Origin of the sequence: Vibrio sp. 1751, from assembly GCF_033339895.1 — a bacterium.
Taxonomy (GTDB): domain Bacteria; phylum Pseudomonadota; class Gammaproteobacteria; order Enterobacterales; family Vibrionaceae; genus Vibrio; species Vibrio alginolyticus.
Genome location: NZ_JAWOVM010000011.1, coordinates 39107 through 51552, shown reverse-complemented (window position 1 = coordinate 51552; position 12446 = coordinate 39107). Strand labels below are relative to the sequence as shown.

Here is a 12446-nt window from a genome sequence, read left to right as displayed (position 1 = left end):
ATTCTGATCTGAATGCCTAAAAAAAGTCCATTAAAACGCTTAATGTTCAAAAACACCACAAAGCAAACGTTTGCGTATGGATGTTGATAAGAAATTCTGCGACAATGCGCCGCAGATAATCTGCCTTCTTAATTTATAAGGAAAGTCATGACTGCTCAAAATATAGACGGAACTCTCATTTCCCAAACTGTTCGATCCGAAGTGGCTGCACGTGTTAAAGCACGTGTTGAAGCTGGGCTACGTGCTCCTGGTTTAGCAGTGGTTCTAGTTGGTGAAGATCCTGCTTCTCAAGTTTATGTCGGTAGCAAACGCCGCGCATGTGAAGAAGTTGGGTTTGTTTCTAAGTCTTTTGACCTTCCTGCGTCTAGCTCAGAAGAAGAGTTACTAGCGCTGATTGATGAATTAAACAACGATGATGAAATTGACGGCATTCTAGTGCAATTACCCCTTCCTGCAGGTATAAACACAACACATGTTTTAGAGCGCATTCACCCAGAGAAGGACGTGGATGGCTTCCACCCTTATAACGTTGGCCGTCTTGCGCAACGTATTCCAAAGCTTCGCTCTTGCACGCCAAAGGGCATCATTACCCTACTCGACCGTTACAACATTGAGCTACGTGGTAAACATGCGGTTGTGGTTGGCGCATCAAACATTGTTGGTCGTCCAATGACACTTGAGCTGCTGCTTGCGGGCTGCACAACAACAACATGTCACCGTTTTACCAAAGACCTAGAGAGTCATGTGCGTCAAGCTGACGTTGTCGTGGTTGCGGTTGGTAAACCTAACTTCATCCCTGGAGAATGGATTAAAAAAGGCGCAGTGGTGGTCGATGTCGGTATTAACCGTCTTGATTCAGGTAAACTAGTTGGCGACGTGGAATACGACAAAGCACGTGAAAGTGCGAGCTTTATTACTCCTGTTCCTGGTGGCGTTGGCCCAATGACCGTCGCAAGTTTAATTGAGAACACGATGCTCGCTTGCGAACAGTTCCACACAGACAAATAACGTAAATTTCAGATACGAAAAAGGCTCCGCAAGGAGCCTTTTTGCTAATTGTTGATATCTATTTCAATTACAGACTTAAAATCACGCCCGCAATAGAAGCGCTCATTAAGTTCGCCATGACACCAGCGATAATCGCACGGAAACCATGCTTAGAAACAAATGCACGCTTTTCTGGTACCAAAGAGCCCAACCCTCCAATCAGCATCGCCATGCTTGAGATATTTGCAAAGCCACACAAAGCAAACGTCACGATTGCTTGTGAGTGTTCACTAAGTTGAGACTTCACTTCTGCAAGCTGGATGAAAGCGACGAACTCATTCACCACAATCTTGTTACCAATCAGCGAGCCTGCTGTGGTTGCTTCTTGCCATGGTATACCCAACAACCAAGCGACTGGCGCAAACACAAAACCTAGGATGAGCTCAAAACTTAATGGTGTCCCAATCAGATCACCTATCCAACCTAACATACCGTTTAGCATTGCAATGACACTAATAAACGCCAGTAACGTACCACCGACCGATACAGCAATGCGTACACCCGCCATGGCACCATCGGCTAATGCTTCTACTACGTTGGTTGCACGTGGAATTTCAACTTGGCTAATGTCGATATCTGCTGCTTTATCCGTATCTTCTGGCATTAAAATTTTTGCCATCAACAAGCCGGCAGGTGCCGACATAAATGCAGCTGCAATAAGATAGTTGAGGTCGACACCCAGTGATGCGTAACCGACCAACGTTCCGCCAGCAACTGACGCTAAACCACCTGTCATAACTGCAAAGAACTGCGAGTCAGTCATGTGTTTTAGGTAAGGCTTTACCATCAATGGTGCTTCAATGGTACCGACAAAAATGTTTGCTGTTGCAGACAAAGACTCCGCACGACCGATACCCAGCAGCTTTTGAATACCACCACCGATAAAGTTAATGATTTTTGGCATCACACCAATGTGATAAAGACCTGAGATAAGAGAGGAGAAGAAAACGATGATACCCAGAACATTGATCGCAAAGGTGAAGCCCCCTGTCGCCAAATTACCGAATAAAAACGCAATGCCCTCTTGACCATAGTTGATCAAATTCGACACAACACTGCTCACTGAATTCAGCGCATCTCTTCCTGCTGGTACATATAAAACCAACAACGCAAACAGTACCTGCAAAGCAAACGCAAACGACACCGTTCTCAGCTTTATATTTTTTCTATTTGTAGAAAGTAGCCATGCTAGGAATAGTATGGCTACGATACCAATAATTGAGTTCATAAAATGAATCCGACAGAAGGGGGATATAGAAGGCACCGGATTGTATAGCGGACTCAAAATGCTGCAAGTTGAGGATGTTAACAGTGTGAAAAGTTTAAGCGACCAATAACTGACCAGAAAAATAACCAATTGAATTTATTGAAGATAAACGTTTGCTTATTTTAATTGTTTCCATATGGAAAATATGTTTCTGATTCAGGAAAAATTTTTGTGAAGTGAATCACCTTATGTGTCGTTCTACAACGTCATTGATCCTGTTATTTAGGAATAGAGATGTAAGGCGCCAAACGTTGGTCCCAATGACAAGGGTTGCCGATCTTCTGTTTGATAAAGTTAATCACTGCGGATATTTTTTTTGGCATATGCTGGCGGCTTGGGTATACCGCATAAAACGGCATCGACTGGCTGGCTTTCCAATCAGGTAACAGCTGTATTAACTTACCCGTTCTGAACTCATCACCCAGCAAGTAAGTGGCAAGGTAGGCAATACCCCAACCTGCAATAGCCGCATCCCGAACGGCTTCTGCCAGATCTACTGAATAGTTACCCGAGACTTTTACGTTCAATTCTTGCTGATCTTTGGTAAACGCCCACCCCGTATAGTCACGCTCCCAGCTTCTGTATATGAGGCAGTTGTGAGCAGATAGGTCATCCGGTTCTGTTGGCGTGTCATGTTTCAATAAGTAATCTGGCGATGCCGCAACAACAAACTGGCAATCCGTCAAACGCTGCGCAATGTAACCTTCAGGCAAATGCTCGTTGTTGGTTACCCATAAATCGAGCCCTTCGGCTAACATATCGACCTTATAGTCAAACAGATGTACTTCCACTTGAAGTTGAGGATACAGTTCGCGTAACTCTTGAATCGCTGGAATAATGTGTAAGGTACCAAATGATTGCGACAACCCAAGACGTACCAAACCTGCCACTTCATCCCGCTGGGTTTCCATCTCTAATGTGGCGCTGCTCACCGCTTGTACCACTTGCTCACAGTGATGAAAAAAGGTTTTCCCTGCCTCAGTCGGCGTAAAGCTTCGCGTAGTGCGTTGAACAAGCTTGATACCAAGAGACGCTTCTAACTGACTCAACTGTTTACTCACATGAGACACCGACACGCCTAAGCTCTTTGCAGCAGCTGTGAAGCTTTTGTGTTTAAGAAGAGCGGAGAAAATCACCATTTGTGCGGCACGTTCAGATAACACGCTTTACCTCGATTTGGTTATAGAAAAAACAAAGGGCTCCGAAGAGCCCTTGTATTGAAGACTGAATGCCAAATTGTTTGATGGCAGATCAGTATTTAATGCGGTCAGCCAAGTGACTCACAGCAAGTGCGAAGTAGTAAGAGCGGTTCCACTTCATCAATACGTTGTAGTTATTGTAAACCAGATACGTACGACCATTCTCGTCGTCCGGCATGATCAACCATGCTTTGATGTCTTCATCCAGTTTTGGCAACGGGCTACCGTCATATTTTGTGATACCTAATTGGCTCCACTCTTGAAGGTATTTGCCTTTTTCAGCCGTGCGCCCTTCTAGGCTGCGATCAATATTTTTAGGAACCTTAACTTGGCGACCCCAAGTATATTTATCATCCCAACCAGACTTGCTCAAATAGTTAGCGGTTGATGCAAACACGTCCGCTTCAGATTGCCATATGTCTTTTTTACCATCACCGTTGCCGTCAGCAGCAAAACGAAGGAAAGAGCTTGGCATAAACTGGCATTGACCCATCGCACCAGCCCATGAGCCTTTAAAGTTCTCTAGCTCAATATGGCCTTGATCGAGGATCTGAAGTGCCGACATAGTCTCTTTACGGAAAAACTCTTCACGACGGCCTTCAAATGCCATTGTGGATAGTGCATCAATCACTTTAAAGTTGCCGGTAAACTTACCAAAGTTACTTTCAACTCCCCAGAGTGCCACAATAAAGCGCGGGTGGACACCGTACTCATCGCCTATACGCTTTAGCTCAGTGTAATGCTCTTTGTAGAGTTGTCTGGCTTGCTTCACCTTCCATTCAGGCACCGCGCGAGGAATGTACTCATCCAATGTCAGTTTCTTTTCTGGTTGGTTTCGGTCCGCTTTTACTGCTCGCGGCTTGTACTCAACATTAGCAAAAGCAGCACTAATGACCTGCTCTGAGATACCTTTATCACGAGCTTCAGCACGCAGCTTATTCAAGTATTCATCAAAACCCTCGCTACTTGCAAAAGCCGAGGTACACATACCAACGCTAAGCATGGTAGCCAGTATCTTTTTCATATTGCCCTCCTTGAGCAAGGCAGAAATCCCAGATGAAAAACGATGACGTTATTCGCCTTTCTGCTGGGCTTTTTGTTCTTTGTACTTTTCTAATAGGTTCTCCGGCGGCGGTGGAACCTGAAGAAAGAAGCCATCATTTTGTAATGAAGCCTTCACTTTTTCGATATCAACTTGTGCCAATTTACGGCCATCAAGTTTAATCGTCATGACAGCGATAGGCTTACCGAACATCTGCATTAAGGTGTCAGGAACCTGTGAAAAATCATCCTTTTTCGGAATATAGAGATAAGTACCTTCTTTTTTCGAGCTTTTATAAATAGAACAAAGCATGACACGCCTTTTATGCTGATTTAGCCGCGTTGAGTGCGGATTAGGTTGAAAACGTCAAATTCTCGCAAACTTAATAGCAAATTTGAGATTAATTCACCTATTTGCCCACGAGAGAACTTGCTGCGTCAAAGGATGAAATATAACATGACATACCTAGTTTAAGGCAACGCTCTTTCAATAAAGGCAAGAAGTCCACGATGACCCATTCACCAGACCTTAAAGGTAGCAGTTTTACATTGTCAGTTTTACACCTTTCTGACAATGAGATCGCAAAGACTGTCGAATTTTTGCAAGAAAAAGTTTCTCAAGCACCTTCTTTTTTTGCATCCGCGCCTTTGGTAATCAATATAGCAAAAGTACAAGGCGACATTGATTTCCCTAAGCTTAAACAAGGCATCTCAGATGCTGGTTTTATTCCGGTCGGTGTAACGGGCTGTAAAGACAAGCGTGTACAAAACCTTGCTTCCGAAGCTGGCTTCGCCATTATGTCGGCGAGCAAATCACCAAGCCAAGCACCTGCCAAAATGGCACCAACGAAAGTAGTTCGTACGCCTGTCCGCTCAGGACAACAGATCTACGCAAAAGATGGTGATTTGGTGGTGCTGGCGCACGTCAGTGCAGGTGCTGAAGTCATTGCTGACGGCTCTATTCATATCCATGGCACACTTCGAGGTCGTGCGATTGCAGGAGCAAGTGGTCAGCAGGAAGCGCGTATTATTTGCCACGATTTACAAGCAGAACTGGTATCCATTGCGGGTGACTACTGGTTAAGCGATCAAATTGAAAGCGAGTACTGGCAAAAGAAAGTAATGATCAGTAAAGCCGATGAATCATTACATTTAGAAGTTCTCGCGATTTAATCTAAAAAGGAAAAAAAATGGCACGCATTATTGTAGTAACGTCTGGTAAAGGTGGCGTTGGTAAAACCACTTCAAGCGCAGCCATCGCCTCTGGTCTAGCTCTTAAGGGAAAAAAGACCGCGGTGATCGATTTTGACATCGGTTTGCGTAACCTCGATCTAATCATGGGCTGTGAGCGCCGCGTCGTGTATGACTTTGTAAACGTCATTAACGGCGAAGCGACATTAAACCAAGCGCTGATCAAAGATAAGCGCACGGACAACCTATTTATTCTTCCTGCTTCTCAAACTCGTGATAAAGACGCACTGACAAAAGATGGTGTTCAGCGCGTATTCGGTGAACTTGATGAAATGGGCTTTGATTTTATTATTTGTGATTCACCAGCAGGTATCGAGCAAGGCGCGTTAATGGCCTTGTACTATGCCGATGAAGCCATTGTCACAACGAACCCAGAAGTCTCTTCTGTACGTGACTCTGACCGCATTCTCGGTATTTTAGATTCTAAGTCACTGCGTGCAGAACAGGGGCTAGAGCCAGTAAAACAGCATCTGTTACTGACTCGCTACAACCCATCTCGCGTCACTCAAGGCGAAATGCTAAGCGTTGAAGACGTTGAGGAGATCTTACATATTCCACTACTGGGCGTGATTCCAGAAAGCCAAGCCGTACTTAACGCGTCAAACAAAGGTGTGCCAGTCACTTTTGACGATAACACCGATGCGGGTATGGCTTATTCTGACACCGTTGATCGCTTATTAGGCAATCAGGTTGAATTTCGTTTCCTTACTGAGGAGAAGAAAGGACTCTTTAAACGACTCTTTGGAGGCTAGACATGTCATTATTAGAATTTTTCCGTCCACAGAAGAAAACTTCTGCGAATCTAGCTAAAGAGCGTTTGCAAATCATTGTCGCAGAGCGCCGCAGCCAAAATGATCCTGCGCCGTCTTACTTGCCTCAATTAAAAGAAGACATCTTGAAGGTGATCAGCAAGTACGTAGCAATTGATCCAAATATGGTTGACTTAACATTTGAGCACAAAGACGACGATATCTCAGTTCTTGAGCTGAATGTGAAGCTACCAGACGAAGAAAAGTAATCAGTTTCTCTCGCAAGACGAATGCTCTAATTAGAACGAAAAAGGTTGGCATCGAGGCCAACCTTTTTCATCTTTCATTACTTTAATGCTTTGTTCATCTTGTCGCCGAGTAAATCCAAACGCCACCCTTGCATCAAATCAGGCAATACTTCTGGGTCACGATCTTTTTTCCAAACCCAACTGATCAACTGATTGATCTGCTTTTTAGAGGCAAGGAACTCCGTGGCTAAACCTGACTTCTGCGAAGCCGATTTCACCAAGTCTTTCATATTTTTGAAGACCTGCTTGTAACCCGGATAGTCCATTAAACGCTCAATTTTCGCAGGATACTCTTCAGAAGGTGTTTGCTTCGCTTGCTTAACAATCGCGGCAATCTTCGCGCCATGGCGGTTAATCGCTCGGATATCAATATCTTCTGCTTCCATCTTCTTAAAGTTCGTTAAACCAAGACGAGCGACCGTTAATAGATCACCTTCTTTGAAGATAAAGTTCAGCGCTAAATCTCGTTTGATTGCTTCACGATAACGCCACGTCGCCAATGGCTTTAAAATCGCCAGCTCAGAAGGTTTTAATTGCCAAGCGCCCTTAATATCAAGGTAGGCATTCTCTTCATTGGTTACGCGAATACGTTTCGAAACGAGTAAATCACTTTCTTGCTGTACAGCTTCCCACCAACCTGCTTGCGTCACCTTATCGAACAGCTTTTCGTATAACGGTAACAAGTAATGAACATCTGCGGCAGCATAATCTAATTGCTTTTGTGTCAGTGGACGAGCCATCCAGTCGGTACGTGATTCACTTTTGTCGAGCTCTACGCCTAAATATTCTTCCACCAGCGATGCGAAGCCTGTCGATAGGCCGTGACCGAGAAAAGCGGCCATCAGCTGCGTATCCACCATAGGGAATGGTGTACAACCAAAAGCGTTTTGGAAAACTTCTAAATCTTCACCACATGCGTGCAGCACTTTTAGCACAGAAGTATCTTTTAATAGCGCTACAAACGGCGTCATATCCGTTAATTCAGTCGGATCAATCAGCGAGAGGCGATTACCATCGAAAAGCTGAATCAGACCTAACTGCGGGTAGAAAGTGCGAATACGAACGAATTCGGTATCCAGCATCACTACGTCTGCCTCTCGGGCATGAGTGCAAACCTCTTCTAGGTCTTTGTTTTTAGTAATAATTTGATAGTTCACATACTTCTCGCTATAAAAATGCCAGCAAAACGCTGGCATTCTATCATTTTTTAAATCTCTCGACTCGACGAAATCGGCTTATGCGCTTTTCTTCGCAAGTTCAGCGTCATTCTCTTCGCGTAAAACACGACGCAAGATCTTACCGACATTGGTTTTAGGTAAGTCTTCGCGGAACTCAACCAACTTCGGAACTTTGTAGCCAGTTAAGTGTTCTCGACAATGCGCGATCACTTCGTCTTTGGTCAAGCTCGGATCGCGTTTCACGACATAAATCTTCACTAATTCACCAGACACTTCATGCGGCTGACCAATAGCAGCAACTTCAAGTACTTTGCCGTGAAGTGCTACAACGTCTTCGATTTCGTTCGGGTAAACATTAAAGCCTGATACTAAGATCATGTCTTTCTTACGGTCAACGATATGCAGGAAGCCTTCGTCATCGAACTTAACGATGTCGCCGGTTGATAGCCAGCCGTCTTCGTTAATCGTATCTTTCGTTGCTTCAGGTCGTTGCCAGTAACCTTGCATAACCTGAGGACCACGAACTTGAAGTTCACCAGTTTCAGTATTCGCAAGAGCGTTGCCTTCTTCGTCCACGATACGAACTTCTGTTGATGGTACCGGCAGACCAATAGAGCCATTGTATTCAACAAGATCATGCGGATATGCCGCCACCAACGGAGAACATTCTGTTAGACCGTAACCTTCGAGCAAATAGCAACCCGTGGTCTTTTGCCATCTTTCTGCCACTGAGCGCTGCACTGCCATGCCGCCGCCAACGGCTAAACGTAGATTACTGAAATCCAACTCGTGGAAATCTTCATTATTGACCAATGCATTAAATAAGGTATTCACGCCCGTAATCGCAGTAAACGGATGCTTTTGTAGCTCTTTCACGAACCCTGGAATATCTCTAGGGTTGGTAATAAGTAAGTTACGACCACCCATTTCGACAAACAGCAGACAGTTTACGGTAAGAGCAAATACGTGATACAGCGGTAACGCTGTCACGACTAATTCACGCCCCGGAGATAAAACCGGTCCGTACGCGCCTTTTGCCTGTAGAACGTTCGCAATCATGTTGCGGTGAGTCAGAATCGCACCTTTCGCGACACCTGTCGTCCCCCCCGTATATTGCAGGAATGCAATGTCATCCCCAGACATAAACGGTTTAACGTATTGTAGACGACGACCTTTACGTAGAGCCTGACGCATTGAGATTGCACCAGGTAAATCGTACTTAGGCACCATGCCCTTAACGTACTTCACGACAAAATCGACAATCGTACCTTTCGCTCGTGGCAGCATTTGACCAAGACTGGTTAACACTACGTGTTTGACTGGTGTTTTATCGACGATTTGTTCTAGCGTGTTCGCAAAGTTAGACACAATCACAATCGTCGTCGCACCTGAGTCATTCAATTGGTGTTCAAGTTCACGAGGAGTGTAAAGTGGGTTAACGTTTACGGCGATACAACCTGCACGCAAAATACCAAATAATGCTACTGGGTATTGCAGTAAGTTTGGCATCATCAGAGCAACGCGGTCACCCTTTTGCAGTTTTAACTCGTTTTGCAGATACGCTGCGAATGCGCGACTACGCTCTTCCAATTTACGGAAGGTCATAACCGAGCCCATGTTCATGAATGCTGGTTGGTCTGCATATTTTTGTACAGACTGTTCAAACATTTCTACCAAAGACTCATATTGCTCTGGATTAATGGTTTCAGGTACGTCACTTGGATAACGTGAAAGCCATGGTTTATCCACGATGTTACTCCTCGTTTATAACTGGCTAAAAAATAGCGTCCTTTTTATTTTGAAAGCTATTACAGCACAGCGAACGTGCTTGAGCACGCAACTCTCAAACACTTGTTTAAATTTTGTTAACTACACCAAGAATTCGCGTTGCGACCTCGAGTATTTGCTCTAAATGACAGTGATGACCACCCTTGACAGAAACCACCTGCGGTGGGTTCTCTCCCCAATCAGCTTGGTTAGATGGTAAATTCTGAAATCCTTGATCGCCTAATACAATCAAATGAGGACAACGTATTTGGCTGGTAATCGAGTTAGCATGCGCTTGCGCCATTCGGTAAAGCGACGCACATTTTAACTTGGCGTCATGCCGCCAATACCATTTATCTCCTCGCTGCTCTGTTCCACGCTCGACTATCGGTAGAAGCTGCTCAGCGGTTAATTGGTTGGCTTGCATGCGTAATTTTAACGCCAGATCGAAGGAGGCAATGGCTCGCTCTGGCTTGTTTTGCTGTCTTATTCGACTTAAAACGCCATCGCGAAGACGAGGCAAACTGTTAGTAGGATCCTCATGAAGAGGTCCTGCTCCCTCAATTTGCACAAGAGCTTCGACCTGCTCTGGAAACGCTGCACTATAGCAACTTGCGATTAAAGCACCAAGTGAATGCCCTACTAATATCAGTCTGTTTGGTGATAATTCGTCCAAAAACTGATACAAATCGGCAATATAGTCGTGAAAGGGGTAATAATTATCGTGAGATTTATGACTCGATAAACCGTGACCAAAATGATCGATGGCGAGGAGGTGTAAGTGAGGATTAAGTTGATTCAACTGCTCCATGAGCGCTTTAAAGCTGCCCGCATTATCTAACCACCCATGAAGAAAAACGACTGACAAGTCAGCCGTTTTCTCGTTCCCTATCTCAAGGGCTGCCATTTTGCCGGCAGGAAGCTCGAATTGACGCTCATGCATCGCAGATTATTTGACCTGTTTTATCACTTTACCGTCTTGCGGGAAATCATTACGCCACATGCGGCAGTTAATCGAGTAACATGGGTAAAAGTAGGTTGGCGAGTCATACATGCGTACACGTTCTTCAATTTTCCATAAACGGTACCCTTCCCCCTTAATTACTGGGAAGATGTAACCGTGCTCACCGATCTTTCCTTCTTCTTCCCCTGCTCCTTTGCCTACAACCGTCACCAAACGGCCTTCACTAAAGGCGACAGGCTCTAAATAGCCATCAAAATAGGCGACAAAACGCCCCGTAGGCTCTTCATCAATATCAGGTTTACCAGACTTACTGATAGGAAGGTTTACAATCTCTAGACGCGTTTTATCTTTAAAGTTATCCACTTTAGCGATGATTCCACCAAGGCGAACATCTTCACTCACTTGCCCCTGAGACTCAGCAAACGCTTTATAGTCTGTAACGACCAATTCTGTGCTTGCATTTAGCTCCTCTGGCAAAGAGCTACACGCAGACAAACCAACCGTAGCAAATAATGCGAGAAAAAACCGTCCAAAAACCTTCATAAACCACCTTTCAATATTAGTAACCCCAAGCTGGGGAGATCTCACACGTAAATATCGACACCAAGTAATTGAGCCAGTTCCTCTTTTTTAGCTCGATTCATGACATCCATGTACTGCTCCATTGCTTTACGTGCGCCCCCTTCAGGAAGGTCATATTGCACTTGAGCTCGGTGAATTTGGGACTCATCCACGTGTTTTATGGAGTGCGCCACGGCGTTAGCAACCTTTGAAGGCTGACCTACAGGCTGCTTTGTTTGTGATTTATTTACCTGCTTCTTTTGACTGGCTTTATGAGTGCGATTTGCACCGGGAATCAAAGAAGGAGGCAAGCCATTAATCGACGCCATAGCACTCCATAAAAATACAGGGCAAACGCCCTGCTTTTTGTCAGGTTAATGAAAAACGGACTATTCGCGACCAGGAAGTTTTTTCCATGTCACATTATCACGTAAATAAACAGGGCTCGAATCTTCGACCGGCACGGTATTACCCTTTTTAAATTCTTGTTCAGCAAGAATCACGATGTCTTGTGAATCAGGGTACAGAACGTCACTATGCGTCAAATTAAACGGTAGGTCTGCTAATACTTCTTGGTAAGCATCCCAACCAGTACCTGCTGTCGTCCACGTTTTGTCGTCTGCTTGTGCTTCTTCAACGAGACGTGCTGGTGGAATTACGCACTCTGCATCCATCTCTGCCCACTCACCGTTTGCTTGGCGAGTGTAACGTGCCCAGTAAACTTCACCCATACGTGCGTCAATAGCCACAGCGACATCGGTCACACCATGTAAGCGATAGCTACCTTGAGCCATTGCAGCCAGCGTTGAAACGCCGATCATAGGTAAGTCAGCACCGAACGCCAAACCTTGTGCGATACCAATACCGATACGAACGCCAGTAAAGCTACCTGGACCACGTCCAAACGCTAACGCATCCAGCTCTTGTAGAGTCAGGCCAGCTTCTTTGAGTACTTCATCAACCATTGGCAGTACTTTTTTGGTGTGATCGCGTGGTGCAACCGCGCTACGTGAAATCACTTGATCATTAGCCAACAACGCAACTGAACAGTTTTCAGTCGCTGTATCGATAGCAAGAATTTTTGCGCTCATTTAACTCTCTACAACTCTCATTT

The 12446-nt window shown here is 44.9% G+C and carries 14 protein-coding genes; 4 read left to right on the top strand and 10 right to left on the bottom strand.

The window, feature by feature from the left end:
* The first annotated feature begins 147 nt into the window (after positions 1-147).
* A complete protein-coding gene (folD, locus tag R7041_RS06355; protein WP_054702170.1) occupies positions 148-1008 on the top strand; it encodes a bifunctional methylenetetrahydrofolate dehydrogenase/methenyltetrahydrofolate cyclohydrolase FolD in 861 nt (286 codons plus the stop codon).
* A 67-nt stretch (positions 1009-1075) separates the two neighbouring features.
* Here the strand turns inward: folD and R7041_RS06350 are convergent, their stop codons facing one another.
* From R7041_RS06350 to R7041_RS06335, 4 genes are all read right to left on the bottom strand, one after another.
* Complete coding sequence (locus R7041_RS06350; protein ID WP_005382298.1) at positions 1076-2275, bottom strand: NupC/NupG family nucleoside CNT transporter; 1200 nt, start codon at positions 2273-2275, stop codon at positions 1076-1078.
* 257 nt (positions 2276-2532) lie between these two features.
* Positions 2533-3477, bottom strand: a complete 945-nt coding sequence (locus R7041_RS06345) for a LysR family transcriptional regulator (protein ID WP_017634801.1) — start codon at positions 3475-3477, stop codon at positions 2533-2535.
* Between the two features lie 88 nt (positions 3478-3565).
* On the bottom strand, positions 3566-4537 hold the full coding sequence (locus R7041_RS06340) for a lytic transglycosylase domain-containing protein (RefSeq protein WP_005388330.1): 972 nt from the start codon (positions 4535-4537) through the stop codon (positions 3566-3568).
* A gap of 48 nt (positions 4538-4585) precedes the next feature.
* Entirely contained in the window at positions 4586-4867 is a 282-nt protein-coding gene (locus R7041_RS06335; protein ID WP_005382303.1) for a YcgL domain-containing protein, read from the bottom strand.
* 197 nt (positions 4868-5064) lie between these two features.
* On the opposite strand from R7041_RS06335, the gene minC reads away from it, so the two are divergent.
* Genes minC through minE form a run of 3 tightly spaced genes read left to right on the top strand, consistent with a single transcriptional unit; the run spans position 5065 to position 6823 of the window.
* Complete coding sequence (gene minC / locus R7041_RS06330) at positions 5065-5727, top strand: septum site-determining protein MinC (RefSeq protein ID WP_005382304.1); 663 nt, start codon at positions 5065-5067, stop codon at positions 5725-5727.
* 17 nt (positions 5728-5744) lie between these two features.
* Positions 5745-6557: a septum site-determining protein MinD gene (gene minD / locus R7041_RS06325; RefSeq protein ID WP_005388331.1), complete on the top strand. Its 813-nt coding sequence runs from the start codon at positions 5745-5747 to the stop codon at positions 6555-6557.
* 2 nt (positions 6558-6559) lie between these two features.
* Positions 6560-6823 carry a cell division topological specificity factor MinE gene (minE, locus tag R7041_RS06320; RefSeq protein WP_005388332.1) on the top strand — a complete coding sequence of 88 codons (264 nt, stop codon included), beginning with the start codon at positions 6560-6562 and terminating at the stop codon, positions 6821-6823.
* A 77-nt stretch (positions 6824-6900) separates the two neighbouring features.
* Here the strand turns inward: minE and rnd are convergent, their stop codons facing one another.
* From rnd to tsaB, 6 genes are all read right to left on the bottom strand, one after another.
* Complete coding sequence (gene rnd, locus R7041_RS06315; RefSeq protein WP_031777213.1) at positions 6901-8019, bottom strand: ribonuclease D; 1119 nt, start codon at positions 8017-8019, stop codon at positions 6901-6903.
* Positions 8020-8097: 78 nt separating this feature from the next.
* Positions 8098-9789, bottom strand: a complete 1692-nt coding sequence (fadD, locus tag R7041_RS06310; RefSeq protein ID WP_005382216.1) for a long-chain-fatty-acid--CoA ligase FadD — start codon at positions 9787-9789, stop codon at positions 8098-8100.
* A gap of 106 nt (positions 9790-9895) precedes the next feature.
* Entirely contained in the window at positions 9896-10750 is an 855-nt protein-coding gene (locus R7041_RS06305; protein WP_005382215.1) for an alpha/beta fold hydrolase, read from the bottom strand.
* Between the two features lie 6 nt (positions 10751-10756).
* On the bottom strand, positions 10757-11314 hold the full coding sequence (locus tag R7041_RS06300; protein ID WP_005382214.1) for a Slp family lipoprotein: 558 nt from the start codon (positions 11312-11314) through the stop codon (positions 10757-10759).
* A gap of 41 nt (positions 11315-11355) precedes the next feature.
* A complete protein-coding gene (locus R7041_RS06295; RefSeq protein WP_017819942.1) occupies positions 11356-11661 on the bottom strand; it encodes a hypothetical protein in 306 nt (101 codons plus the stop codon).
* Between the two features lie 60 nt (positions 11662-11721).
* Positions 11722-12423, bottom strand: coding sequence for a tRNA (adenosine(37)-N6)-threonylcarbamoyltransferase complex dimerization subunit type 1 TsaB (gene tsaB, locus R7041_RS06290; RefSeq protein WP_017819943.1), 702 nt, complete (start codon positions 12421-12423; stop codon positions 11722-11724).
* Positions 12424-12446: the final 23 nt, after the last annotated feature.

Coding starts and splice junctions, on each gene's coding strand:
- folD (WP_054702170.1), top strand. CDS start 148: ATGACTGCTCAAAATATAGACGGAACTCTCATTTCCCAAACTGTTCGA.
- R7041_RS06350 (WP_005382298.1), bottom strand. CDS start 2,275: ATGAACTCAATTATTGGTATCGTAGCCATACTATTCCTAGCATGGCTA.
- R7041_RS06340 (WP_005388330.1), bottom strand. CDS start 4,537: ATGAAAAAGATACTGGCTACCATGCTTAGCGTTGGTATGTGTACCTCG.
- R7041_RS06335 (WP_005382303.1), bottom strand. CDS start 4,867: ATGCTTTGTTCTATTTATAAAAGCTCGAAAAAAGAAGGTACTTATCTC.
- minC (WP_005382304.1), top strand. CDS start 5,065: ATGACCCATTCACCAGACCTTAAAGGTAGCAGTTTTACATTGTCAGTT.
- minD (WP_005388331.1), top strand. CDS start 5,745: ATGGCACGCATTATTGTAGTAACGTCTGGTAAAGGTGGCGTTGGTAAA.
- minE (WP_005388332.1), top strand. CDS start 6,560: ATGTCATTATTAGAATTTTTCCGTCCACAGAAGAAAACTTCTGCGAAT.
- R7041_RS06305 (WP_005382215.1), bottom strand. CDS start 10,750: ATGCATGAGCGTCAATTCGAGCTTCCTGCCGGCAAAATGGCAGCCCTT.
- R7041_RS06300 (WP_005382214.1), bottom strand. CDS start 11,314: ATGAAGGTTTTTGGACGGTTTTTTCTCGCATTATTTGCTACGGTTGGT.
- R7041_RS06295 (WP_017819942.1), bottom strand. CDS start 11,661: ATGGCGTCGATTAATGGCTTGCCTCCTTCTTTGATTCCCGGTGCAAAT.
- tsaB (WP_017819943.1), bottom strand. CDS start 12,423: ATGAGCGCAAAAATTCTTGCTATCGATACAGCGACTGAAAACTGTTCA.